This window comes from Polaromonas sp. P1_F9, from assembly GCF_056405615.1.
The window spans coordinates 121,297-146,046 of record NZ_JBFUBT010000007.1 but is presented as its reverse complement, the minus strand read 5'-3'; the positions used below and the strand labels follow the sequence as shown (position 1 = coordinate 146,046).

Genomic DNA, 24,750 nt, shown 5'->3' with positions numbered 1-24,750 from the left:
AAAGCATAAGTGGGCGTAAGGAAGTCGCCGTTCAGACCGGTTTCAGTCCGTCGCCAGCCGGTAGCCCACGCCGGTTTCGGTCAGCAAATGCCGGGGCTCGGCCGGTTCCTGCTCAATCTTGGCGCGCAGCTGCGCCATGTACAGGCGCAGGTAATGCACATGCTCGGTGTATTCGGGCCCCCACACATCGGCCAGCAGCTGCCGGTGCGTCACCACGCGGCCGGCGCTGCGCACCAGCCGCGCCAGCAGCTTGAACTCGGTGGGCGTCAGGTGCAGGGTTTCGCCGTGCAGCTGCGCGGTGTGCAGCGTCAGGTCCACGCGCAGGCCGTCCAGCTCGTGCACAGTCACGGCTGCGGCCAGGGCCGTGCCGCGGTGGCGCAGCGCCACGCGTATGCGCGCCAGCAGCTCGCTCACGCTGAAGGGCTTGGTCAGGTAATCGTCGGCACCCGCGTCCAGCAGCTTGATTTTTTGCGCCTCCTGGTGCCGGGCCGACACCACGAGGATGGGCAGCGAATGCTTGCGGCGCACTTCCTGCACCAGCTCGGCGCCGTCACCGTCGGGCAGGCCCAGGTCCAGCAAGATCACGTCGGGCGGGTCGTTGCGCACCAGCGCGGCGGCTTCGCTCAGCGACACGGCTGTCTGTACGTCAAACCCTTCCACCGACAGCGAGGCGCGCATCAGCTCGCGCAGGTCGCGGTCGTCTTCCACCACCAGGATGCGCAGGCTCATGGCTGCATCCCGCCCGGTTGTTGCGTGGCGATGGGCAGCGTCAACGTGAAGACATTGCCTTCACCCGCTTCGCCCGCGTCATCACTGCGCGACGATAAAGTGAGCCGGCCCTGGTGCGCCCCTGCAATGGCGCGGCACAGCGCCAGGCCGAGGCCCGCGCCGCGCGGGCCAGACTGGTCACCACGCGCGTAGGGTGCAAAGATGGCCTCGTACCTGTCTTTTGCAATTTGCGGCCCGCCGTCCTTTACCGCCAGCCGCAGCGTGTTGCCCTGGGCCTCCACCGACAGCGAAATCGCGCCGGTGCTGTACTTCAGCGCGTTGTCCAGCAGGTTGTCGACCAGCTGCGCCAGCAGCACCGGGTCGGCCTTGATCAGCGGCAGCCCGGCCTCCACGGTCGATGTGATGCGGCGCTGCGGGTCGCGCTTGCGCACGCGTGCCAGCACGGTGCCCACAATTTCTTCGGGCGATTCCCATTGCCGCGCCGGCGGCTGCGCGGTGTTGGACAGCTGCACCAGTTGCAGCGTGTTCTCCGTCACGGTTGAAAGGTAAGCCGCCTCGCTCACAATGCTGCCCAGCAGACGCGCCTGCTCGGCCGGGGCCAGCTTGTCACCCTGCGTCTGCAGCGCTGATGCAGCGCCCACCACGGCCGCCAGCGGCGTGCGCAGGTCATGTGAAATGGCCGCCAGAAAAGTGCTTTGCACCTGCTGGCGTTGCGCTTCGCCCTGCGCCGCCTGCATCGACTGGCTGAGCCGCAGCCGCCACAGCGCCTGGCCCAGCAGCGCGCACAGCGCCTCGGCATGTTCGCGCCCGCCGGTGTCGTGCGCCGGTGCAGGCTCTACCCGCGCGGCGCCGTGCATCTGCGCCTTGTCGCCCAGCGGCAGGTACCAGGCGTTCAGCCCCGGCCAGCGCCCGGTGCCGGGGCCCAGCGTGGCCGCTTCGCGCATGCAGCATTTCATGCCGTCCAGCACCGAAGGCTCCAGCACCGCCGCGTTCGAGAGCTCGCCCGCGGCGTCCAGCGTGCCCAGCAGGCAGGGGCCTGCAAAGGCCTCGTCCAGTGCGGCCTGGCCCAGGGCTGCAATGTCGTGTGCCGTTGCCGCGGTCGAAAGCTGCGTGGCCAGGCCCTGCAGCTGGCGCGCGCGCTGTTCGTTCAGCTGCGCCACGGCCGTCTCGCGCCGCAGCCGCGCAGACAGGTGGCTGATGGCCAGCGCCACCAGCAGCATGCTGAAGAGCGCAATCAGGTGTTCCTGGTTTTCGACCTCAAAGGTAAAGCGCGGCGGCACAAAAAAGAAGTTCAGCGCCGTCACAGCCACCAGCGCCGAGGCCACAGATTCCTTCCAGCCCATGGTGTAAGACACCACCACCACGACCAGCACATACAGCATGGCCTGGCTGGCAATCGTCACTTGCCTGTCGAGCAGCAGCCCGCCGCCGGTGGCGGCCGCCAGCAGCAGCGCCACGATGGCCCAGTGGCGAAAATTTGTGCCGGTGACGGGTGTGGCGGGGGTGGGTAGGGCAGCTTTCATCATCAGAAGCCCAGCGTACCATCGGCCGCATCAGGATTGCATCAGGAAGGCCTGGCAGGGTGCGGCGGCGGTATGGCGCGCCCCAGGGCACCCCAAACCGCCCAAATTCTTGATCTGTATCAACTTTTACCTATAAAAAGTGCCTGCAGCCCAATAAGGACGAGCGCAAGCAGCTATCAAATAAATAGCATGCGGCACACCCGGAGCGCCCGCCGCACGGCCCTCCCACGCCCCTCGCACTCCTTACAGCCTCCCGCCGCCACCCATAACCCCACTGCCAAAATCGCCCCATCCTGTTAAGCTGGCTGCCCGACTTTTAATAACGATTTGAGAGACAACACCATGCCCGGACTCCTCCCCAACGTTGACCCTGACGGCCTGCTCGAATTTTCGGTGGTCTACACCGACCGCGCGCTCAACCACATGTCAAAAAGCTTCCAGGGCGTGATGAGCGACATCTCCCGCATCTTGAAAGACGTGTACAAGGCGCACGCCGTGGCCCTGGTGCCCGGCAGCGGCACCTACGGCATGGAAGCCGTGGCCCGCCAGTTTGCGGGCGGCAAACACGTTATGGTCATCCGCAACGGCTGGTTCAGCTACCGCTGGACGCAAATTTTTGACATGGGCCACATCCCCGCGTCGCACACCGTGCTCAAGGCCAAACAGACCGGCCCCGGCGCGCAAGCCCCCTGGGCGCCCGCACCTATCGCCGATGTCGTTGCCGCCATCGCCAAGGAAAAGCCCGCACTTGTCTTTGCCCCGCACGTAGAAACCGCTTCCGGCATGATCCTGCCCGACAGCTACCTCCAGGCCGTGGCCGCGGCGGTGCATGCCGTGGGCGGCCTTTTTGTGCTCGACTGCATTGCCTCCGGCGCCATGTGGGTCGACATGAAAGCCACCGGCGTTGACCTGCTCATCTCTGCCCCGCAAAAAGGCTGGAGCAGCTCACCCTGCTGCGCCATGGTCATGCTCAGCGAGCGCGCCCGCGCCGCCATAGATAGCACCGCCAGCTCCAGCTTTGCCTGCGACCTGAAGAAGTGGATGCAGATCATGGAAACGTATGAAAACGGCGGCCATGCCTACCACGCCACCTTGCCCACCGACGCCCTGACGCGCCTGCGCGCCGCCATGAAAGAAACGCAAGACTACGGCTTTGCCAAAGTCAAAGCCGAGCAGGAGGCCCTGGGCGCCAAGGTGCGCAAACTGTTTGAAAGCCGCGGCCTGCCCAGCGTGGCCGCCGAAGGCTTCAAGGCCCCGGGCGTGGTCGTCAGCTACACCACAGACCCCGACATCCAGTCCGGCAAAAAATTTCTTGCGCAAGGTTTGCAAACCGCCGCCGGTGTACCGCTGCAGTGCGACGAGACTGCCGACTTCAAGACCTTCCGCGTCGGCCTGTTTGGCCTCGAGAAGTGGCACCAGTCTGACCGCACCGTCGGCCAGCTCGCCGCCGCACTCGACGCAATCGGCCTGACCGAGAAGGCGCGCCAGGCTGTCGCGGCCTGAGCGGCTGTTTCCCATCGGGAGCTTCGGCTCCCTTTTTTATGTCCGCTTTTGTTTTAATCCATCCCTTCATCTATTCATTCCTAAAGAGACGTGTCCATGAAATGCGCTTTGGTCGGTTCCCGTTTTTTCGCAGCCTCGGTGTTTGAGGCGCTTCGCAAAGAAGAAGGCATTGAGTTCACCAGCATCGTCGCCCCGGCTGAAGACGACCGGCTGGCCATTGCCGGCCGCGCCGCCGGCATCCCTGTGCATGTGCTGGCCAATCCCAAGATCGTGCCCGGCGAGGCGATTGCCGAAGGCACCGAACTCATCATCGCCGCGCACACGCATGCCCGCGTGAGCGACGACGCGCTCGCCCGCTCCCGCCTGGGCGGCATCGGCTACCACCCCTCGCTGCTGCCACGCCATCGCGGTATCGCGGCCGTTGAGTGGACGATCCTCGAAGGTGACCCGATCGCTGGCGGCTCCGTCTACCACCTGGCCGACGGCTGGGACGCCGGCGCCGTCGCCGCGCAAGACTGGTGCTTTGTCAAAAAAGGCGAAACTGCCCGCGAACTGTGGGAGCGCGCCCTGGCACCCATGGGTCTGGCGCTGCTCAGCAAAGTCGTGCACCACGCCCGCCTGCAGGGCAGCCTGCCCGCTAACGTGCAAGACCCCGCCTTCGCCACCCGCGCACCCATGCTGCGCAAAGCCGTGGTGCTGAAGGAAGAAACCTCCCCCGCCAACACATCGCTGGTCGTCTCCATCGTCGGCACAGACCGGCAAGGCATCGTCAGCGCATTGGCCGACAAAGCCCAACGCTTCGGCGCCAACTGGGCCGCCAGCCGCATGACGCGCCTGGCCGGTGAGTTCGCCGGCATGGTCCACTTCGAAGTGCCCCGCGAGAACGCTGACAACCTGGCCACCTCACTGCGCGGCCTGCAGTCCAGCGGCCTGCAAGTGGTCGTGGCCAAAAGTGACGGCGCCAACACCCCCGCCGCGCTGCGCGTGTTTGAGCTGGAGCTGGTAGGCGAAGACCGCCTGGGCATCGTCAGCAACCTCACCAAGATGCTCGCCGAGCGCGGCATCAGCATCGAGAGCATTCACACGGATATCGTGCGCAGCGGTGTCTCAGGCAAGCAGACCTTCAAGGTCGAGGCGCATTTGCTGGTGCCGGCTAATTTGTCGGTAGAGGCGTTGCAGAAAGAGCTGGGCACCCTGGCCAGCGAGATGATGCTGGATATTGCGCTGGGAGAGCGACAGGTTGCCGGCAAGTGAGTTGAGGGCCGGTCTGCCCGGCGCGGTGGCAGAGAAGTTCAAGGATGCCAGCGCGACACCGCCCGCGGCGTCTGAGCCGACTTGCTTCCGGCGAGCGCATACGACAGCTGGTTCGCCGCGCGGATGACACTCTTTGCGTGCTTCATCAGTTTGGTTTTTGACAGCCGCGCACTCGGGCCCGAGATGCAGATAGACCCCAGCAATCGCCAGTTAAGGCCGAACACCGGCGCCGCGACACTGGCCACTTCGGCTTCGCGTTCGCCCATCGAGATCTGGTACCCCTGTTCACGGATCGACTCGTACGGTTCCCCCGCTGCGCCGCTGAAGGCCAGGATGACACGCCCCGGCGCGCCCTTGTTCAGCGGCAGCCGCTCGCCGACACGCACGTGGTGCCGCACTGATTGCGGCCCTTCGACGCGCGCCACGCAGGCGCGAATGTCGCCTTCGCGCACGTAGAACGACGCGCTCTCGCCGCTTGCCTCGACGAGCTCGTGCAGCGTGGGCTCGACGATACGGTTGACGTCGAACCCGGCCTGGTAGCGCGCCCCCAGCCAGCCGGCGGCCGGCCCCAGCCGCCACTGGCCGTCGTCGGCCTGCACCATGTACTGCGACAGGGCCAGCGTGCGCGCCAGGCGCAGCACCGTCGTCTTGTGCATGTGTGAGCGCCGGCTCAATTCCGCCAGCGAAAGCGTTGACTCGCCCACCTCAAAAGCTTCCATCAGCGAGAGCGCCCGCGTCACCGCGATGACGCCGCCTCCTGTCTCAACTGGCTCATTTGCTGGATCGTTGCGCATGCCGCACCATGGTTCACTGTATGAAACGGTATTGTATGGTGTGCAACGCGCGCCTACAGTCACACCCATACCGCAGCTATTGTTTAAGCGGAGCCTTGGAGACATATTCATGAAACTTTCCCGCCGTTACGCGCTGGCCGCTGCCATCGCGTGCTCCCTGGCCACCAGCGCCTTTGCGCAGGCCTGGCCCACCAAACCCATTCGCCTCGTCGTCCCGTTCCCGGCCGGCGGCGGCACCGACATCATCGCCCGCGAAGTCACGAACAAGCTCGCGGGCCCGGGCTACACCTTCATCGTCGACAACAAGCCGGGCTCGGGCGGCAACCTCGGCGTGGACGCCGTGGCGAAGTCGCCGGCAGACGGCTACACGCTGGTGCTCGGCCAGACCAGCAACCTGGCGATCAACACCAGCCTGTACCCCAAGCTTCCGTACGACCCCGTGAAGGACCTCACGCCCGTGAGCCTCGTGGCGAGTGCGCCGCTGGTCATCGTCGTCGCGGCGGATTCGCCATACAAGACGCTCGCCGACATCGTTGCGGCGTCAAAGGCCAAACCCGGCTTCCTGAACTACGCGACCTCCGGCAACGGCACTGTCGCGCACCTCGCGACCGAATCGTTCCAGAAGGCCGCAGACGTCAAGCTGACGCACGTGCCGTACAAGGGCGCGGCGCAGGGCGCCACCGACCTCATCGGCGGGCAGGTGCAGCTTTATGTGTCTTCCATCCCCACGCTCATCGGCCACATCAAGAACGGAAAAATGCGCGCCATCGCCGTCACGTCGGCCAAACGCACTGAGGATTTGCCGCAGGTGCCGACCATTGCCGAGTCCGGCTACAAGGGCTTCGAGGCCGTGACCTGGTTCGGCATCGCTGGGCCCGCAAACCTGCCGAAGGAAGTCGTCGCCAAACTCAACGCCGACATCAACAAGGCGCTGCAGGCGGCCGACCTGCGCAAGAAGCTGCGCGACCAGGGCGCCAACGTGACGGGCGGTACGCCGGAGCAATTCAGCACGCAGATCCGCGAAGAAACCGCCCGCTGGGGCAAGATTGTTAAAGAATCCGGCGCGAAAGTAGATTGACATGACACAGCAAGACATCATCCGCAAATTTGACCGCGTGCCCGCCGCCATCGTGCGCCAGGCCGCTGCATTCCAGCCCGCCATCCTGGCCGACGTGGCCGGCCGCCGGGGCGCGATGCACGGGCGCATCAAGGCACTGCGCCCCCGCATGAAATTTGCCGGAACGGCCTTCACCGTTGAAGTCCGTCCCGGCGACAACCTGATGATCCACGCCGCCATGTCGCTGGCGCAGCCGGGTGATGTCCTGGTCATTGACGGCAAGGGTGACCTCACTGCCGCGCTGATGGGCACCATCATGATGACCGCCTGCAAACAGCTGGGTATCGTCGGTGTTGTGATCGACGGCGCAGTGCGGGACACCCTCGAGATCGACGAGATGGATTTTCCTGTCTTTACGGCCGGGTACAACCCCAACGGCCCCACCAAAAACTGCCCGGGGCGCATCGGCCACGCTGTGACGGTGGGCGGCGTCACCGTGCAGGCGGGCGACTTCGTGATGGGCGACGCTGACGGCGTTGTCGTGGTTGAACGCGAAAAGATCGAATCCCTGCTGCCTGCCGCTGCGAAAAAAGTGGCCGACGAAAACGCACGGATAGCGGCGATCAAAAAAGGCGACACGGCGGCCAAGTGGCTGGAGTCAGCGCTGCGCAGTGCCGGTGTGTTGAAAGAAGGCGAGTCGCTGTGAGCAACGGGAAGCCATCATGAAACCCGCCATGAAACCCGTCATTCTGGTCACCGCGGCAGACCTTGCACCCGAAGCGCTGGCGCTTCTGCAAGGCTACGAAGTCATCTACGCCGGCAAGACGCCCACAGAAGAAGACATCGTCGCCCTCTGCAAACAACACGACCCGGTGGGCATCATCGTGCGCTACAGCAAGGTGGGATCTGCCGCGATAGCGGCGGCGCCCTCCCTGCGCGTGATCTCCAAGCACGGCAGCGGCACCGACACCATCGACAAGGTGGCAGCCGCCGCGCGGGGTGTCGAAGTGCGTGCCGCGGCCGGCGCCAACGCCAATGCCGTCGCCGAGCAGGCCCTGGCGCTGATGCTCGCCTGTGCAAAATCGATTCCCGTGCTGGACGCGCGCATGCGCGCTGGCCACTGGGACAAGGCCACCCACAAAAGCGTGGAACTGTATGGCAAGACTGTCGGGCTGGTGGGCCTGGGTGCCATCGGGCTGCGCTTTGCACGCATGGCGAGTGCATTGGGCATGGAAGTTTTGGGCTTTGACCCTTACGCCAAAGAGCTGCCGGAATTCATGACACGGGTCGAGCTCGAAACGCTTTGGCAAAACGCCGACGTGATTTCGCTGCATTGCCCGCTGACCGACGAGAACCGCAACCTGCTCAATGGCGCCACGCTGGCAAAGTGCAAGCAAGGCGTGATCATCGTCAACACGGCGCGCGGCGGGCTGGTAGACGAGGCCGCTTTGCTAGAAGGCCTTCGCAGCGGACAAGTCCATTCTGCGGGCCTTGACAGCTTCAGCGTGGAACCCATGGCGCCAGGGCACCCCTTCCAGAACGAGCCGGGTCTCATCCTGAGCCCCCACATCGGCGGTGTCACGAGCAACGCCTACGTGAACATGGGCGTTGCGGCGGCGCGCAATGCACGAAGCGTGATTGAAAGCGTGAACGCTGGGGCTTTGACTTAGCGTTTGATTGATGCTGCCTGGGGCATGCGCCCCAGCCCGGCCAGCGCTTTCCGCTTTTACTGCGGCACCAGGCCGGCGGCTTTCACCAGGTCGGCGTGGATGCGAATCTCTTCTGAAATCACTTGCGCCAGGGGCTTGGCCTCGTCGGGTGCCGGCTCCATGCCGATTTCCAGCAGTTTGGTTTTGGCATCGCCTCTGAGGAAACCTTTCGCAGACTTGCTGATCTTGTCGATCACCGGCTGCGGCGTTTTGGCGGGAACCAGCAGGCCTATCCATGCCGACAGCACCACATTGTTCACGCCGCCTTCGCGCAGCGTGGGAATGTCCGGCGCAGAAATGGCGCGCTTTTCACTCAGCACACCCACCGCATGCAGCTTGCCCGACTTGATGTGCGGAAGCGCCTCTGGCAGCGGCGCAAAGGGCATGTCCACCACGCCGCCAATCAGGTCGGTAATGGCCGGCGCACCGCCCTTGTAGGGAACATGCAGCAGCTTCGCGCCAGTCTGGCTTTCAAACATCAGCCCCGCCAGGTGCTGCGGGCTGCCGTCACCTGAAGACGCATACGTCAGCTTGCCCGGGTTGGCCTTGGCCGCCGCCAGAATGCTCGTCGGCGTTCCGTACTTCGCCTTGTCGTTCACCACCAGCACCATGGCCTGGTTGACCAGCTTGGTCACCGCCACAAAATCGGTTTCCGGGTTGTAGGGCAGCGTCTTGAAGATGCTCTTGTTTGTCGTCAGAAAAGACGCCGGCGACACCATGATGGTGTAGCCATCCGGCGCCGCCTTGGCCACCACCGGCACCCCAATCTGCCCCGAGCCGCCGGCCCGGTTGTCCACCACAAAGGGTTGGCCCAGGTCGGTAGTCAGCTGCTGGCTGACTTGACGGGCCACCATGTCAACACTGCCGCCCGCCGGCAGCGCGACGATGACTTTGACCGGGTGGCTGGGGTACGGCTCTTGCGCGAAGGAGGGGGTGGCGAGCGCCAGGCTGGTCGCGGCGCAAAGTGCCAGACAGGCGGTGCGGGTGAATGACATAGGTCGCTTTCGGAGTTGGAGAGGGTGCCGGGGCGTCGCCAGTTCACTCTCTGCAAAACTTGCTCCGCCGCAATCGTGCGGAACGCAAGTTATATGCCTGAAAGCAGGGTTTAGAACTGGAACTGGTAGGCGAAGACCGCCTGGGCAGCGCAACAACCTGACAAAAATGCTTGCCGAGCGCGGCATCAGCATTGAGAGCATTCACACCGACATCGTGCGCAGTGGCGTCTCAGGCAAACAGACTTTCAAGGTCGAGGCACCTTTGCTGGTGCCGGCTAATTTGTCTGTAGAGGCTTAAGACAGAGTACGAACGTTCAAAGCTCTTCTTCGTCTTGAGTGAGAAGGAGATCAATCTGAGCTTTTAGTCGCTCTTTGTCTCGCTCGTAAAAAAGAGCCGGTACAACTATCCACGCGCGTCGCCCGCCAGGCAGTCTGACCGGAATTCGATCATGCTCAGTTTCATCGGATGTATTAACGTATGGCCCCTCGGTGGGTCCAAAAGCTGGAGCTCTAGGGACAACCGGGGCATTGGGGGCCTCTTCTATTTTTTGCAGAGGCTCGCTTTGGCTGCTGCCGACTGTGGCGGGATGATCAAAACTTAAAGCATCTGCAAAATCGACTGAGCGCTTGAAGGCGGAGGCAACAGTTGCGGCGGTGCCCGGTATGAAGCCGCGCTGAATTAGGTCGTATTTAAGACTTTCATCAGACGGCATTCCAGCTTGAGCGCGATCAAGCAACTCCGCGAACAGTGGCGGCGTGCTTATGAAGCGCAGTAGAAATGCTTTTCGCATGTCTTCCGACGGGGCAAACTTGTATGCCTCTACGTCCTTGCTCACGGCCACGAAGCCGTCCCGAGGGCGCTCCAGCAATCCGAAATATCGCAAGGATGCCAAACATTGAAGCGCTGAGCCGTTGTTCGCGTTCGCGTAGCCCATGTGTTTCGCGGCAATTTCCGTTGGAAGCGCGTGCAGTCTGTCCTTTTCGTAGATTTTGAGAGTGCGTTCTAAGGCTTCATCCAAGGCAATTGTCGGAGCTCTGGGGCTTTTCTTTCGTGTTTCTGCGGGGACAGTGTCGGCCATAAGATGTTCTCCTGGGTGATTGAAAAGTATAAGATCTCATATACGGATAGTCAATTCGAATAACAATTACTGAAAACGTATTTAATCTACGAATTTCAAGATCTTTTGAAATATCTTATATAAAACAACAAGTTATAGAAGAATACCCAGATTTTTCTATTTTCATGAAAATAGAATACTTGTATTTATCGAGATTAAGGGTAAAAATTCAAGATTCATGAAAATGGAAAACAAATGATCTCTGCTGAGAAACAGTTAAGCCTGAAGCCGCAAGATTTGGTCGTTGCCGTCAAGCTGGCAGCAAATCGTCACAGGGACTTCGTCCTGGCCACCTTGGCAGAAGAACTGGGCATGGCTATATCGGCCGTTCACGGTTCAATAAGACGTGCAGAACAGGCGCGTTTGCTGTCGAGGTCTGGAGGATCGGTCAGGGCCATAAGAGGAGCGGTGAAAGAGTTCCTAATCCACGGCGCCAAGTACGCATTTCCCGCCTTTCTCGGATCAACGGGACGTGGAATGCCCACAACCGTCGGCGCTCCCGCCTTAGTCGAGTTCTTCGATCAAACCAAAGTTTTGCCGCCGGTGTGGCCTGATCCAAACGGAGAGATGTGGGGACCGACCGTGGTCCCGCTGCATAGCTCCGTTCCTGGTGCCGCCGGCAGAGATAAGGAGTTCTATGATTTGATGGCTCTCCTGGATGCGATTCGACTGGGGGCTGCGCGAGAACGTGAGCTTGCAGCGGCTGCAATAGAGGAAAGGCTTTCATGAACGCAGCCGACCCGAACATTACGGTGTTGGAGTTGGTTGTTCAGGCCATTGGCTCTTTGCGCGAACAGTTTGTGTTGGTGGGAGGCTGCTCGGTGGGGTTACTGATCTCGGATACGGCTCGTCCTCCGGTCAGGGAAACTGTTGACGTTGATATGGTGGCGCAGATGGCGTCCATAGTTGACTACTACAGCACCAGCGAGCAGCTGAGGCTTTGCGGATTCAGGGAGGCTCCTGACGAACAAAACATGTGTCGATGGAAGCACGGTAATCTGATTTTGGACGTCCTGCCCAGCGATGAGAAAATTCTCGGGCACTCAACAAATCGGTGGTACTCCATCGCTGTATCAACTGCACAGCCATGCGCGCTTCCAAGCGGTCTTCAAATTAGATTGATTACTGCGCCGCTTTTCGTTGCTACGAAATTTGATGCCTTTCATAGCAGAGGCGAAGGTGATTATCTCCGGCATGACATGGAGGACATCGTGAATCTCGTGGATGGGCGCGCGGAGCTTGTAGAGGAGGTCTCCCATTGTCCAGGTGAGGTAAAAAACTACCTCCGTGAGGAGTTTGATGCGCTTACCACGGATGACTCATTTTTGGACGTGCTCCCTGCTCACTTTCGAGGAGATTCGACCAGTCAAGTTCGTGTTGAAGTGGTGATAGAGCGCATGCGAAAACTGGCAGGTCTTTAATTCACGCTACAGGCGCAGCCGGATTCATTTCTGTGCAGTGTCATTCGGTGCATTAGTTCCCCGTGGCAATTCGAAAATCGCCGGGAGAGGTTCCAACCCATTCCGGAAACGCCCGAATAAAACTCTTCTCATTCCAGAACCCTGAAGCTTCTGCCACCCGCTTGATGGGCTTTGAGGTCCGTAGCAACAACTCCTTCATCTTCCAAATCGCACCTCATCCTTGAGCTGCTACAGCGGAGCCCTTTCTTTCCGGCTGGCAACGCAGGGTGCCCCGTCAGCGTTGCAGCGATGTGAACGGGCTACCGGAAGCCAACTGCTCGCCGGCCGATGCTCGCCCAATAGCCCGCACTCAACTATCAAACAGCACCCCATCATCAAAGTAAAACGCATACCTGAAGTCGCGAATCGTCATGAGCTTCCCGTCCCGCCACTCAAGCCCCACGATGTAGTCGCCATTCACCGTGGAATCGCTCTCCTGGTGTATCCAGATGGCCGGCCGGCCTTCGATGTTGGTGGGCGTGACGCGCATCACACCTGTTACGGCTGAATACCTGCCAAAGTATTCGGCCACATGGGCCTTGCCGTCCAGTTGCAAACGTGCCACCAGGTTCAGGTGCACCTGGTCGCCCAGCATGTCGCGCAGGCCGTCAAAGTCTCGCGCGTTAAAGCGGGCCGCGTATTCGGTGAGCAGGGCCTGGTCTGCCGGCGACAAGGCTGGCGGTGGGGCTTTGTCTTGGGGTTGCTGGGCCAGCTCGCGCAGGCGCAGGCGGCCGCGGTGCACTGAGGCCTTGATGGCGGGCAGGCTCACGTTCATCACTTCGGCGGCTTCGTCCATCGCGTAGCCCAGCACGTCGGCCAGGATCACCGCGCTGCGCTGGGCCGGCAACAGCTGCATGAAGGTACGCAGCGCTGCGGTGGTTGCATGGCGCAGCTCGGCGCTGGCGTGGGGGTCGGCGGTGGTGTCGGGCTCTTCATCGGCAAGGTGCACTTCTTCGCGTGCCTTGCTGCGCAAAAAGTCCATGGCGGTGTTGTGCGCAATGCGAAACAGCCAGCCCTCGGCATGCTGCACCGTGGCCGGGTCGTAGGCCTGCGCGGCTTTGGCCAGGGTGTCCTGCACGATGTCTTCGCCGTCAAAGATGGAACCCGTCATGCGCGCGCAGTAGCGGTGCAGCCGGGGCCGCAACTTGCCCATGAGGGTGATGAACTCCGGCAGGGCCGGCTGGGGTGTGCCTGCGGGTGCGGCAGGCAGGGCGGTGGCGTGGGGTGTGGCGTTCATTGAAAGGGCCTTGGCTTGGTGATTGTGCTTCGGAGGTGAGTGGCTTGGGTAGCTTGCCGATGAAAGGCTGCAGCAAACCGGGGGCTTCCTTTTGTGAGACGTTGGGCGGGCCCCAAACGATGCGCGGCCGCGTAAAAATATTTTTGCATCGATTCGCCGGGCGGCGCCGTCTTTGGCATGGAGGCGGACATTTATCCGGATGTGGCATTGGATATGGTGCGCCGCCTCCCAACAAGGAGCGATGAAGTGACGCAGATGAATCAAACAAGTTTTACCGCGCAGCAGCGCTGGGTTCTGGGCCTGGCGGCGGCCGGCTCGTTTATGGCCGCGCTGGACGCGCTGGTGGTGACCACGGCGCTGGACACCCTGAGGCATGAGCTGTCGGCCTCCGTCGAGGCGCTGGAGTGGACGGTCAATGCCTACGGCCTGAGCTTTGCCGTGCTTTTGATGACGGCTGCCGCGCTGGGCGACCGCTTTGGCCGCAAGCGGGTTTACGCCTGCGGGCTGCTGGTGTTTGCCGCCTCGTCGGCGGCTTGTGCGCTGGCGCCGGGCATGGGCTGGCTGATTGCCGGGCGGGCACTACAGGGCCTGGGTGCGGCTATGGTGCTGCCGCTGGCCATGGCCTTGCTGGCGGCGACGTTTGCGCCGGCGCAGCGGGGCAAGGCGCTGGGGCTGTTCAGCGGCATCACCGGCCTGGCGGTGCTGGCCGGGCCGGTGGCAGGCGGTGCGGTCGTGCACGGCCTGGCGTGGCAATGGGTCTTCTGGATCAACGTGCCGTTTGCGCTGGGGGTGGCCGCGCTGGTGTGGCGCAAGGTGCCCGAAAGCAAGGGCACGCCCGGCCAGCTGGACTGGCGGGGCGCGGTGCTCATGGTGCTGTCCTTGCTGGGGCTGGTGTGGGGGCTGATGCGCGGCGCGCATGGCGGGTGGCTCAGCGTGCCTGTGCTGGGCGCGCTGGGCATGGGGGCCGTGCTGGGCGCGGCCTTTGTTGCCTTGCAGCGCCGAGAGGCGTGGGACGCCATGGTGCCGCCCAGGCTTTTTCGCTCGCCGGTGTTTGCGGCGGGTAACGCGGCGGGGTTTTTGATGACGGCGTCGTTGATGGGCACGCTGTTTTTCATGGCGCAGTTCTTCCAGGTGGTGCAGGGCCGCACGCCGCTGGGCGCGGGCCTGAGCATGCTGCCGTGGACGGCCACCCTGTTTTTCGTCGGACCGGTGGCCGGGGCCATGGTGGCGCGCGTTGGCGCACGCAAACTGGTCGTGGTTGGCCTGGCCCTGCAGGGCATTGGCGTGGCGTGGGTGGCACTGCTGGCCGGCCCGCAAACTGCCTACGCGCTGTGGGTGCTGCCCATGGTAGTGACGGGCATGGGTGTTTCCATGGCCATGCCGGCGGTGCAAAGCGCGGTGCTGGCAGAGGTGGAGCCGGGTGACATCGGCAAGGCCTCGGGCTTGTTCCAGACCTTGCGGCAGCTCGGCGGCGTGCTGGGCGTGGCCGTTGCGGCCACAGTGTTTGCGCATGCGGGCGGCTATGGCAGCGCGCAACAGTTCAGTGGCGGCTTTGCCCAGGCGCTGATGGCCTGCGCCCTTCTTTCAATTGCCGGTGCCGCGGTAGCCCTTCGGCTGCGCGGCAAGGCACCCCTTTTCATTCAACCCACAGGAGCAAAAGTATGAGAGCAGTCATCGTTCGTTACCGCGTCAAGCCCGAAATGGCCGCAGAAAATGAGCGCCTCGTTCGCGCCGTGTACGCCGAGCTGCAGGCCGTCAAGCCTGCCGGCCTGAGCTACCAGACACATAAACTGGCTGACGGGGTGAGCTTTGTGCATGTGGCGATGTACGGCGACGGCGTGGTGGAAAGCCCGCTGCCGGGGCTGCCGGCCTTCAAGGCCTTCACGGCAGACATCAAGGCGCGCTGTGACGAATTGCCCGTCACGCAGGAACTGCAGCCCATCGGGTCTTTCAGCAGCTTGGGCTGAAGGGGCGCGTCTGGTGCAATGCCAGGCGCGCATCAAGGCCTGTCAGCCCTGCAGGTTTTTGCGAAACTCTCCGGGGCTGACGCCAGACCACGCGCGAAATGCCCGGGTAAAGCTTTTCTCATTGCCAAAGCCGGCCGCCGCAGCCACTTTTTTTACCGGCTGGCTGGTGCGGTGAAGCAGTTCCGCGGCCTGCTGAAAGCGCACGCCGTCTTTGAGTGTCTGCAGTGAGGCGCCTTCCTCTTTCAGTTGGCGGTGCAGTGTGCGAGCCGACATGTTCAGCGCTGTCGCCAAAGTCTCCGCATTGTGTGAAGCCACCGCGGGGTTCGCCAAGGCCTGACGCACCTGCTCTACCAACAGCCTGTCGCGCCGGTACTGCAGCACCGTCAGCGGCAAAGCCCGCTGCAGCATTTGCTGTAAGGCCTTTTCATCACGCCGTAGCGGCAAGGCCAGGTAGCGCGCGTCAAACCGGATCTCTGCCTGCGCCGCATTGAATTGCAACAGCGGCCCGGGGAACATCAGCCCATACGCCTCTATATGCGGCGGCGCGGCAAACGGAAAGCGTGCACCCTGCAGTGGAATGCGCGAATCCACATACCAGCAGGCCAGGCCGTGGATGTTGCGCAGCACATGCACCAAAGCAAACTCACCGACCTGGCCAGGCACCTTCTCTTCAACGCTGATGGCGGCGGTGTCGCCGGAGGTGCTTAGGCGCAAGGTGATGTCGTCGGCAATCAGTGCGTGGTGGCGGCACCAGCGTTTGAGGGCCACGCCCAGGTTGGGTGAGCTGATGGAGGCGCGGGCCAGCATGCCGTAGCTGCCCCAGGGCAGTTTGCGGTTGAAGGCGCCCAGGCCTTCGTCGTCCAGCTCTTGCATGGCGGCGCCTGAAAGAAGCTCCATCTGGCGGGCGGTGATGTGGGCGTTGGCTTGTTTGAGCTGTGCTGGCGTGATCTGTGCCAGTTTCAGGGCTTCTGCCGGGCTTTGGTTGTAGCGTTTGTAGGCAGAAGCAATGCTTCTGGCAAAGGCCATGGGGGTGGCGGCTTGGGGTGAGCTGACAGGCTTGGCGGGTGCTTTCGTGGGCATGGCGGCAATTTTCCGTGCGAGTGGCAGGATTTGCAACCTCATTGGCTGTGCCTGTGGGGCGGGTTTTCGCTAAGCTGGCTGTTTAGCGCTAATCTGGTGCCAAGGTGGGGCTCACGCACCCGACGGCCTGGCGAAGACCAGCCTCATTTCAGCCTCATTTCAGCGCCTTTCATCCGTATTTCAGGAATTGCCATGCCCGCTCTGGAGACAAAACTCAACGCCCGCTCTGCCGACTTTCAGGCCAATGCCGCCGCCATGCAGGCGCAGGTAGACGACCTGAACGCGCAAGTCGCCAAGGCCGCTCTGGGCGGCGGTGAGGCCACGCGGGCGCGGCACGTATCACGCGGCAAGCTGCTGCCGCGTGACCGTGTGCAGATGCTGCTGGACCCGGGCACGCCTTTCCTTGAGCTCGGCCCCCTGGCCGCCAAAGACATGTACCCCGACCGCGACGGCACCGACAGCGCGCCTTGCGCCGGGGTCATCACCGGTATTGGCCGCGTCAATGGGGTGGACTGCATGATTGTGTGCAACGACGCCACCGTGAAGGGCGGCACCTACTACCCGATGACGGTGAAGAAGCATTTGCGCGCACAAGAAGTGGCAATGCAAAACAACCTCACCTGCATTTACCTGGTCGACTCGGGCGGCGCCAACCTGCCTAATCAAGACGACGTGTTTCCCGACCGCGACCACTTCGGCCGCATCTTCTTTAACCAAGCCAACATGAGCGCGCAGGGCATTGCGCAGATTGCCGTGGTCATGGGCAGCTGCACGGCCGGCGGCGCGTATGTGCCGGCCATGAGCGACGAGACCATCATCGTCAAGAACCAGGGCACCATCTTCTTGGGCGGCCCGCCGCTGGTAAAGGCGGCCATTGGTGAAATCGTTTCAGCTGAAGACCTGGGCGGTGGCGACGTGCACACGCGGCTTTCGGGCGTGGCCGACCACCTGGCGCAAAACGACGCGCATGCGCTGGCGCTGGCCCGCCAGGCCGTGGCCAGCCTGAACAAAACCAAGCGCTTCGACCAGGCCCTGCGCACGCCGGTGCCGCCGCTCTACAACCCGCAAGAGCTGCATGGCGTGATTCCTGTCGACCCCAAAAAGCCGTACGACGTGCGTGAGGTGATTGCCCGCATCGTCGACGGCAGCGAGTTCCATGAGTTCAAGGCGCGCTTTGGCCCCACGCTGGTCTGCGGCTTTGCGCACATTGAGGGCATGCCTGTCGGCATCATCGCCAACAACGGCATTCTGTTCAGCGAATCAGCCCAGAAGGGCGCGCACTTTATCGAGCTGTGCTGCCAGCGCAAGGTGCCGCTGGTGTTTCTGCAGAACATCACCGGCTTCATGATCGGCCGCAAATACGAAGCCGAAGGCATCGCGCGCCACGGCGCCAAGATGGTGACAGCCGTGGCCACGGCCCAGGTGCCCAAGTTCACCGTGATCATTGGCGGCAGCTACGGCGCCGGCAACTACGGCATGTGCGGCCGGGCGTATTCACCGCGCTTCTTGTGGATGTGGCCGAACGCGCGCATCTGCGTGATGGGCGGCGAGCAGGCGGCCGGCGTGCTGGCGACTGTGAAGCGCGACGCGATTGAAGCCAAGGGCGGCAGCTGGAGTGCCGAAGAAGAGGCCACCTTCAAGCAGCCCGTGCTGGACCAGTTTGGCCAGCAGTCGCACCCGTATTACTCCACTGCGCGGGGTTGGGACGACGGGGTGATTGACCCGGCCGATACGCGGCGTGTGCTGGCGCTGGGGCTTTCTGCCACGCTGAACCAGCCGATTCCCGATACGAAGTTTGGCGTCTTCCGGATGTAAATCGGTGACCGGTAAGACCATCAAGGGCAGTTGGGCAAAAAACCTACGTTGTGCTGTTGTTGCGCGTCATATCCAGTGATTCAATAGCCGGCAACCCAACTCAAAAAAAGACAAATGCTGAAATATCACCCCTTATGGCTTGTGGCCCTGATGTTTTGGGGCGCCTCTGACGCAGGTGCGGCGTTGCCCGAGACGCAACCGTCCCGGATGGTGGAGGTGAAGAAAATCAGCGCGCCTGCTGAGCAGCTTCTTTTTCAGCTGGCCTATGCGGCGCAGCCCCTTTGCCAAAAGGAGGACGCCGATTGGACGTGGAGCCTGGGGGGATTTCCCAGGAGCATTCCTCCTTTGCCCAACGACAAATTGCCCAAGAGATCATTGGCGGAATATGAGGAGCTTGCCAGGCACTACAACATGGGGCCCGGCGCCAGTATTTTTCTGGCGGACATCGACAGGACTCCTTGGGGATACGCCGGCTTCAAGGCGCGCGAGCCATTTGAGTTTGCTGAGCAGGGGCAGCTTCTTCGCTTCTTTGGAACCCCCAAGCCGGATTCAGTGGGGCCGCATGTGCGGGAGAAAAATCCGGACGCAGCTCCCCTGGTTGAGTTTTCAGTCAAGCGCAACGGTGAGCCGGCAAAGATTGCGGTGAGGCGGGTCGCGGTTTGCCAGCTCTCACTGAATGTGGTGGATGGGACCTACCGGTACGCCGATTCAGAGGGCGCCAGCGTGATAGTGACGGTGCCGCTGCTGGCCAGGCTTTCCAGGGACGAGCTGGTCGTGGTGCTTGCCCATGAGGTCGCGCATGTTGCCTTGAAACTCAGCCGTGACCGGACAAAAAGCAGGATGCTGGCGCAACTCCTGGTGGGCAGCCTGGCAAGTATTGGCGAGAACCAGGAAAGCGAGCTGAGAGAGCCGAAGTCTGCGGACCTGGTCAGGGCAGACCGGCTTGCCATGCGCTTGTCATCCGGGTTTGGTGTTGATGTACCGGCGTACGCGGCCATCATCCGCAAGCTGGTTCAGGATGAGGATTCTTTTGGCGCGCCAACCTACAGGCGCACGCGTGGAATTGATCTGAACCGTGAGGAAAAACTGCAGCGAAGTGTTGATACCTGGAACAAGAGCAGGACCTTCTACCCTGCCCATGCCGAGGACAGACTGCTGGAGCAGGAGGTGACGCGGCGCGCGAAACAGGTGTATTCGGATCCGGCAAGTGTCTTTTCAGCGAGTGCTGCTGGGCAAAAGCAGCCAGCACCGCAAACTGAACCGGTGGCCGAAACCGCCGCTTCTGAGGTGACTGGTGCGTCGCCCGTTGCCCGTGTGCATGCCGGGCCTGTTCCACCTTCCACGAGCTTTGCGGACCTGGCCAATGCGGACGCTTTGCCCCGCGTGAGCCCAAGGGGCCGAACTTTGTACCTTGAATGGTTAACCGAGCCTTTTCCCAGGGCTGTTGCCCTCTCTGACAAAGGCGCAATCGCACGCGCATACGGTACCGATGCGATGGAAAGAGCCGTCCGCAATTGCGAAAAATTCAAGAATCCCTGCCGCTTGTACGCGGTGGATGACAAAGTCGTATGGACTCAGCCATGAAGCAGTTACCGGGCTTCAATCATGAGTCATTGCGGAGGGGGCCGGCTTCTATCGGGCTGGCAAGCGGAAAGAAGCCATGCGAACAAAGGGGGCGAACGCCATGACTGACATCACCTTTTCTTCGCACGTATGGCGCAGAGCTGCATCGGCCTTTTTGTTGGCGGGGCTCTGCGGCAGCTTCGCGCCCCAGGTGCATGCACAGGAGCCCGAGCTGAATGCGGCGCTCAATGAGTCCGTCGTGCTGGTGTCCAAAAAAGCCTTTGTGGGCAGCACGGAGCTGGAAACCACGATCTACAAGCCCGACGGCCCCGGGCCTTTTCCGGTGGTGATCATCAACCATGGCAAGGCCTATGGTGACCCGCGCTTTCAGTCGCGCTATCGGCCGGCCATTGCGGCGCGGTATTTTTTGCAGCGCGGCTACGTGGTGCTGGTTCCCATGCGTCAGGGGTTTTCGAAATCCAGCGGAAGTTATATCAATGGCGGCTGCAATGTGGAAAGCAATGGCCGCACACAGGCTGAAGACGTCAAGACCGTGCTGGACTATGCGCTTGAGCAGCCGTATGCAGACAAGAGCCGTATTTTGATCGTGGGCCAATCGCATGGCGGCTGGACAACGCTGGCCTTTGGCGCGCTCAATTACCCCGGCGTGAAGGGGCTCGTGAATTTCGCGGGCGGCTTGCGGCAGGAGACCTGCGCTGGATGGGAAACGGGGCTCGCCAGGGGCGCTGCCGGTTATGCGGCAGACACACGCGTTCCTTCGCTCTGGTTTTACGGCGATAACGACAGCTACTTCGCGCCCACCACCTGGCAGGAGATGGCTGCGCGTTACAACGCGGGCGGCGGCAAGGCGCGTGTGGTGGCGTTTGGCACTTTCGGCAGTGATTCGCACAGCATGTTCGGCGCCACCAAAGGTCAAACCATCTGGCAGCCGGAAGTGACGCGTTTCCTTGATGAAATCGGCCTGCCCAGCCAGCCCTCACCGGTTTTTGCCCGGTTTGGCGCTAGCCCGAAAACTGAACGGCCGCCCAAAACAGATTTCGCCGCGATTACTGAAGAGCCAAAGTTGCCTTTCCTGTCGGCGTCGGGCAAGAATGGCTACAAGGTTTTTCTTTCCAAGGATGCTCCCCGCGCGTTTGCCATAGGGCCCACCGGCGGCTGGGGCTGGGCCGAGGGCGGCGACGACCCGGTCAAACGGGCGCTTGACAGCTGCAACCGCAAATCGCCGGAAAAATGCAAACTTTACGCCGTCGACGATGACGTCGTCTGGACACAGCCATGAATCACCTCACCATCACTTTGAGCGGGCCGCTCGCCACCGTCACGCTGAACCGGCCTGACGTGCGCAATGCCTTCAACCAGGAGGTCATCGCCGAGATGACGCAGGCTTTTGTCGAGCTGGGCATGCACGACGAGGTGCGCTGCGTTGTGCTGGCGGCCAACGGCCCGGCCTTTTGTGCCGGCGCCGACCTGAACTGGATGCGCAGCATGGCCGACTACACCCATGCGCAGAACCTGGAAGACGCGGGCCGCCTGGCGACCATGCTGCAGGCCGTTTATGAATGCCCCAAGCCCGTTATTGCCCGCATACAGGGCGACGTGTATGCCGGCGGCATCGGCCTGGTGGCGGCTTGCGACATGGCTGTGTCGGTGGACACGGCAGGGTATTGCCTGAGCGAGGTGAAGCTGGGCCTGATACCCGCCACCATCAGCCCGTATGTGATTCGCGCGATGGGTACGCGGGCGGCGCATCGCTACTTCCTCACGGCTGAACGTTTTGATGCGGCCGAGGCCTTGCGCATTGGTTTTGTTCATGAAGTGGTGACGGCCGAGGCGCTGGACGCCAAGGTGGCCGAGCTAGTGAAGGCCCTTGTCAATTCAGGGCCTGAAGCCGTGAAGCTTTGCAAACAGCTGGTGCAGGACGTGGCCAGCCAGCCCATCACGCCGGAACTCGTGCAGATGACGGTGGAAAGTATTGCCGATGTGCGCGTGAGCCCGGAAGGGCGTGAGGGCGTTCAATCCTTCCTGCAAAAACGCAAACCCTCGTGGCAAATATGACACTCCCCCCCGTTTCTTGCTCACTTCGTGTAGCCGCCTCCCCCCTCGAGGGGGCAACACCAGCGGTCCGGCAAAGCCGGTCCCGCGGCGTTCGCTGGTTTTTGAGCAGTGCCTCGCATGAACAGCGGATGAGCGCCGCGCCGGGCCGCCCCAAGCAAGCTCGCGCCCCCTCGGGGGGCAGCGTATTACACGAAGTGAAAAGCGTGGGGGCTCCATGAGTCTGGACACCGCACAACTGATTGCCCTGGCCGGCGCGCTGGGCTGGGCCAGCGGTGTGCGTCTGTACCTTGTGGTGCTGCTGACCGGGCTGGCCGGTTTCATGGGCTGGGTAGAGCTTCCCCAGGGCCTGCACCTGCTGTCCAACCCGGTGGTGCTGGGTGTCAGCGGCTTCATGGTATTCATTGAATTTTTTGCCGACAAGATTCCGGGTCTTGATTCGCTGTGGGATGTGGTGCACGGCGTGATCCGCATCCCCGCGGGTGCGGCGCTTGCGGCGGCGGTGTTTGGCGCCGACAACGGCCTGGGCGCGCTGGTGGCGGCCCTGCTGGGCGGCACATTGGCCGCTACCAGCTTTGCCGCCAAGGCCACCACGCGGGCAGCCATCAACACCTCGCCCGAGCCTTTCAGCAACATCGGCGCCTCGCTGGTCGAAGACTCGCTGGTGCCGGCCGGCCTGTGGCTGGCGATTGCGCACCCGCTGGTGTTTGTGGTGGTGCTGGCCCTGGTGCTGGCGCTCAGCATCTGGCTGATCCGCATCTGCTGGCGTTTTTTGCGCCAGCTGTTCACCCGTGTGGCCCGCATCTTCAGTGGCCGGCCCGACCCGGGCACCACCTCGGCATTTACCTTGAAGTCTCCTTTCTCAAAGAACGATCATGTTTAAAAAAATTCTTATCGCTAACAGGGGCGAGATCGCCTGCCGGGTAGCTGCTACTGCAAGGCGCATGGCCATTCAATCCGTTGCGGTGTATTCCGACGCCGACGCGGGCGCCAAGCATGTCGGCTTTTGCGATGAGGCCATTCATATAGGCGGCAGCGCGCCCAAAGACAGCTATCTGCGTTGGGAGCGCATCATCGAAGCCGCCAAAGCCACCGGCGCCGAGGCGATTCACCCCGGCTATGGTTTCCTGAGCGAGAACGAGGAATTTGCCCAGGCCTGTGCCGACGCCGGGCTGGTGTTCATTGGCCCACCGGCGTCTGCCATCAAGGCCATGGGCCTGAAGGCCGAGTCCAAACAGCTGATGGAAAAAGCCGGCGTGCCGCTGGTGCCCGGCTACCACGGCAGCGACCAGGACCCGGCATTGCTCAAGCGCGAGGCTGACCGCATTGGTTACCCGGTACTCATCAAGGCCAGCGCGGGCGGCGGCGGCAAGGGCATGCGCGCGGTCGACAAGACGGAAGACTTCGACGCGGCGCTGGCCTCATGCAAGCGCGAGGCCATCAATAGCTTTGGCGACGACGCGGTGCTGGTTGAAAAGTATGCCCAGCGCCCGCGCCACATCGAGATCCAGGTGTTTGGCGACACGCACGGCAATTACGTTTACCTGTTTGAGCGCGACTGTTCGGTGCAGCGCCGCCACCAGAAGGTGCTGGAAGAGGCGCCTGCCCCCGGCATGACGGAAGCCATGCGCAAGCAGATGGGTGAGGCGGCGGTGGCCGCTGCGCGTGCCGTGAATTACGTGGGCGCAGGCACCGTGGAATTCATTGTTGAGCAGCGCGCGGATGGTTCCATGAATTTCTTCTTTATGGAGATGAACACCCGCCTGCAGGTGGAGCACCCGGTGACCGAAGCGATTACCGGGCTGGACCTGGTCGAGTGGCAACTGCGCGTGGCTTCGGGTGAAAAACTGCCGCTGGCGCAAGAGCAACTGCGAATCCACGGCCATGCCATCGAAGCGCGCATCTGCGCCGAAACGCCCGACAACAACTTCCTGCCCGCCACCGGCACGCTGCACGTCTACAAGAAGCCGCTGCATACGGCGTTTGAAAGAGGACAGGTCCGCGTGGATGACGGCGTGCGTGAAGGCGATGCGATCTCGCCTTATTACGACTCCATGGTGGCCAAGCTCATTGTGCATGGCGCCACGCGCGAAGAAGCGCTTGCCCGGCTTGATGATGCGCTGGCGCAGACCCGCATCGTGGGCCTGAGCACCAATGTGCAGTTCTTGCGCTATGTGGTGCGCAGCCCGTCGTTTGCCAAAGCCAACCTCGACACCGCGCTGATCCAGCGCGAAGAAGCCGTGCTCTTCAGGCAGGAGCCGGTGGGCCTGGCTATGGCGGGCGCGGCAGCGGTGGCCAGGGCGTTGCTGGATGAGCGGGCCATGGAGGGCGCAGACCCTTTCAGCCGCCGCGACGGCTGGCGCTCGCATGGTGTGATGGAACGCCGCTTTGAGTTTGAATTTCACGGCGAACCCGCCAAGGCAACGCTTGCCTATCTGCACGACGGTGCGCTGCACCTCACGATTGGCGAGGCATCGGGCCCGCTGGTGTTTGCTGAAACCGCCCAGGGCATTGACGTGCAGTTTGCAGGCCAGCGCATGACGGCCGCCGTGTATGCCCAGGGCGAGCTGGACCATGTGTTCACGGCCAAAGGCGCCACGCAAATCCTTTCCATCGACCTGTTGGCCCATGCGGGCGAAGCACAGGCCGAAGGCGGCCGCCTCACGGCGCCCATGCCCGGCAAGGTGGTGTCGTTTGCCGTCAAGGCGGGCGACAAGGTGAGCAAGGGCCAGCCGCTGGCAGTGATGGAAGCCATGAAGATGGAGCACACCATTGCCGCGCCGGCCGATGGCGTGGTGCAGGAGTTGCTGTATGCGCCGGGCGACCAGGTGAGCGAGGGCTCGGAATTGTTGAAAATAGCCGTTTGATTTTTA

General features: G+C 62.5%; 23 protein-coding genes and 1 pseudogene. 16 read left to right on the top strand and 8 right to left on the bottom strand.

The window, feature by feature from the left end; translation table 11 throughout:
• Nucleotides 1-42 precede the first annotated feature (42 nt).
• Together AC1DYR_RS19625 and AC1DYR_RS19620 are read right to left on the bottom strand one after the other, a co-directional pair.
• On the bottom strand, nt 43-729 hold the full coding sequence (locus tag AC1DYR_RS19625; protein WP_477706576.1) for a response regulator: 687 nt from the start codon (nt 727-729) through the stop codon (nt 43-45).
• Nucleotides 726-2,255, bottom strand: a complete 1,530-nt coding sequence (locus AC1DYR_RS19620) for a sensor histidine kinase (RefSeq protein ID WP_477706575.1) — start codon at nt 2,253-2,255, stop codon at nt 726-728. Before AC1DYR_RS19620 ends, AC1DYR_RS19625 begins: the two co-directional genes overlap by 4 nt.
• Before the next feature lie 339 nt (nt 2,256-2,594).
• Here AC1DYR_RS19620 and AC1DYR_RS19615 point away from each other — a divergent pair, with 339 nt between their 5' ends.
• Complete coding sequence (locus tag AC1DYR_RS19615) at nt 2,595-3,755, top strand: aminotransferase class V-fold PLP-dependent enzyme (protein WP_477706574.1); 1,161 nt, start codon at nt 2,595-2,597, stop codon at nt 3,753-3,755.
• A gap of 96 nt (nt 3,756-3,851) precedes the next feature.
• The gene (locus tag AC1DYR_RS19610; protein WP_477706573.1) at nt 3,852-5,009 is read left to right on the top strand and encodes a formyltransferase family protein; all 1,158 of its coding nucleotides are present in this window, start codon (nt 3,852-3,854) and stop codon (nt 5,007-5,009) included.
• 38 nt (nt 5,010-5,047) lie between these two features.
• On the opposite strand, the gene AC1DYR_RS19605 is transcribed toward AC1DYR_RS19610, so the two are convergent.
• A complete protein-coding gene (locus tag AC1DYR_RS19605) occupies nt 5,048-5,803 on the bottom strand; it encodes an IclR family transcriptional regulator (protein ID WP_477706572.1) in 756 nt (251 codons plus the stop codon).
• Nucleotides 5,804-5,912: 109 nt separating this feature from the next.
• On the opposite strand from AC1DYR_RS19605, the gene AC1DYR_RS19600 reads away from it, so the two are divergent.
• From AC1DYR_RS19600 to AC1DYR_RS19590, 3 genes are read left to right on the top strand one after another with little or no spacing between them, the layout of a single operon-like run.
• Nucleotides 5,913-6,881: a Bug family tripartite tricarboxylate transporter substrate binding protein gene (locus AC1DYR_RS19600; RefSeq protein WP_477706571.1), complete on the top strand. Its 969-nt coding sequence runs from the start codon at nt 5,913-5,915 to the stop codon at nt 6,879-6,881.
• A 1-nt stretch (nt 6,882) separates the two neighbouring features.
• Nucleotides 6,883-7,566 (top strand): RraA family protein, encoded by a 684-nt coding sequence (locus tag AC1DYR_RS19595; RefSeq protein WP_477706570.1) that lies wholly within the window; start codon nt 6,883-6,885, stop codon nt 7,564-7,566.
• A gap of 16 nt (nt 7,567-7,582) precedes the next feature.
• Entirely contained in the window at nt 7,583-8,530 is a 948-nt protein-coding gene (locus AC1DYR_RS19590; protein ID WP_477706569.1) for a hydroxyacid dehydrogenase, read from the top strand.
• Nucleotides 8,531-8,586: 56 nt separating this feature from the next.
• Here AC1DYR_RS19590 and AC1DYR_RS19585 read toward each other — a convergent pair whose 3' ends face one another.
• Nucleotides 8,587-9,564, bottom strand: a complete 978-nt coding sequence (locus AC1DYR_RS19585; RefSeq protein ID WP_477706568.1) for a Bug family tripartite tricarboxylate transporter substrate binding protein — start codon at nt 9,562-9,564, stop codon at nt 8,587-8,589.
• 166 nt (nt 9,565-9,730) lie between these two features.
• Between AC1DYR_RS19585 and AC1DYR_RS19580 the strand changes: the two genes are divergently transcribed.
• Nucleotides 9,731-9,862, top strand: coding sequence for a hypothetical protein (locus AC1DYR_RS19580; RefSeq protein ID WP_477706567.1), 132 nt, complete (start codon nt 9,731-9,733; stop codon nt 9,860-9,862).
• Between the two features lie 16 nt (nt 9,863-9,878).
• Here the strand turns inward: AC1DYR_RS19580 and AC1DYR_RS19575 are convergent, their stop codons facing one another.
• A complete protein-coding gene (locus AC1DYR_RS19575) occupies nt 9,879-10,643 on the bottom strand; it encodes a hypothetical protein (protein WP_477706566.1) in 765 nt (254 codons plus the stop codon).
• Nucleotides 10,644-10,877: 234 nt separating this feature from the next.
• On the opposite strand from AC1DYR_RS19575, the gene AC1DYR_RS19570 reads away from it, so the two are divergent.
• Entirely contained in the window at nt 10,878-11,411 is a 534-nt protein-coding gene (locus tag AC1DYR_RS19570) for a helix-turn-helix domain-containing protein (RefSeq protein ID WP_477706565.1), read from the top strand.
• Nucleotides 11,408-12,103 (top strand): hypothetical protein, encoded by a 696-nt coding sequence (locus AC1DYR_RS19565; RefSeq protein ID WP_477706564.1) that lies wholly within the window; start codon nt 11,408-11,410, stop codon nt 12,101-12,103. Before AC1DYR_RS19570 ends, AC1DYR_RS19565 begins: the two co-directional genes overlap by 4 nt.
• 52 nt (nt 12,104-12,155) lie before the next feature.
• Here the strand turns inward: AC1DYR_RS19565 and AC1DYR_RS19560 are convergent.
• Nucleotides 12,156-12,328: pseudogene (locus AC1DYR_RS19560) on the bottom strand (helix-turn-helix domain-containing protein); the annotation flags it as partial.
• A 124-nt stretch (nt 12,329-12,452) separates the two neighbouring features.
• Nucleotides 12,453-13,379: a sigma-70 family RNA polymerase sigma factor gene (locus tag AC1DYR_RS19555; protein ID WP_477706563.1), complete on the bottom strand. Its 927-nt coding sequence runs from the start codon at nt 13,377-13,379 to the stop codon at nt 12,453-12,455.
• A 255-nt stretch (nt 13,380-13,634) separates the two neighbouring features.
• On the opposite strand from AC1DYR_RS19555, the gene AC1DYR_RS19550 reads away from it, so the two are divergent.
• Both AC1DYR_RS19550 and AC1DYR_RS19545 read left to right on the top strand, forming a co-directional pair.
• A complete protein-coding gene (locus AC1DYR_RS19550) occupies nt 13,635-15,044 on the top strand; it encodes an MFS transporter (RefSeq protein ID WP_477706622.1) in 1,410 nt (469 codons plus the stop codon).
• Nucleotides 15,041-15,346 carry a hypothetical protein gene (locus AC1DYR_RS19545; protein WP_477706562.1) on the top strand — a complete coding sequence of 102 codons (306 nt, stop codon included), beginning with the start codon at nt 15,041-15,043 and terminating at the stop codon, nt 15,344-15,346. Before AC1DYR_RS19550 ends, AC1DYR_RS19545 begins: the two co-directional genes overlap by 4 nt.
• A gap of 42 nt (nt 15,347-15,388) precedes the next feature.
• On the opposite strand, the gene AC1DYR_RS19540 is transcribed toward AC1DYR_RS19545, so the two are convergent.
• Nucleotides 15,389-16,426 carry an AraC family transcriptional regulator gene (locus AC1DYR_RS19540; RefSeq protein WP_477706561.1) on the bottom strand — a complete coding sequence of 346 codons (1,038 nt, stop codon included), beginning with the start codon at nt 16,424-16,426 and terminating at the stop codon, nt 15,389-15,391.
• A gap of 192 nt (nt 16,427-16,618) precedes the next feature.
• Between AC1DYR_RS19540 and AC1DYR_RS19535 the strand changes: the two genes are divergently transcribed.
• From AC1DYR_RS19535 to AC1DYR_RS19510, 6 genes are all read left to right on the top strand, one after another.
• Nucleotides 16,619-18,241 carry a carboxyl transferase domain-containing protein gene (locus tag AC1DYR_RS19535; protein ID WP_477706560.1) on the top strand — a complete coding sequence of 541 codons (1,623 nt, stop codon included), beginning with the start codon at nt 16,619-16,621 and terminating at the stop codon, nt 18,239-18,241.
• A gap of 114 nt (nt 18,242-18,355) precedes the next feature.
• Nucleotides 18,356-19,825 (top strand): M48 family metalloprotease, encoded by a 1,470-nt coding sequence (locus AC1DYR_RS19530; protein WP_477706559.1) that lies wholly within the window; start codon nt 18,356-18,358, stop codon nt 19,823-19,825.
• Between the two features lie 100 nt (nt 19,826-19,925).
• Nucleotides 19,926-21,104, top strand: coding sequence for a dienelactone hydrolase family protein (locus AC1DYR_RS19525; protein ID WP_477706558.1), 1,179 nt, complete (start codon nt 19,926-19,928; stop codon nt 21,102-21,104).
• Nucleotides 21,101-21,880 carry an enoyl-CoA hydratase/isomerase family protein gene (locus tag AC1DYR_RS19520; RefSeq protein ID WP_477706557.1) on the top strand — a complete coding sequence of 260 codons (780 nt, stop codon included), beginning with the start codon at nt 21,101-21,103 and terminating at the stop codon, nt 21,878-21,880. The genes AC1DYR_RS19525 and AC1DYR_RS19520 overlap by 4 nt, the downstream gene beginning before the upstream one ends.
• A 214-nt stretch (nt 21,881-22,094) precedes the next feature.
• Entirely contained in the window at nt 22,095-22,760 is a 666-nt protein-coding gene (locus AC1DYR_RS19515) for a DUF4126 domain-containing protein (RefSeq protein WP_477706556.1), read from the top strand.
• Nucleotides 22,753-24,744, top strand: a complete 1,992-nt coding sequence (locus AC1DYR_RS19510; RefSeq protein WP_477706555.1) for an acetyl/propionyl/methylcrotonyl-CoA carboxylase subunit alpha — start codon at nt 22,753-22,755, stop codon at nt 24,742-24,744. Before AC1DYR_RS19515 ends, AC1DYR_RS19510 begins: the two co-directional genes overlap by 8 nt.
• The last annotated feature ends 6 nt before the right edge of the window (nt 24,745-24,750 follow it).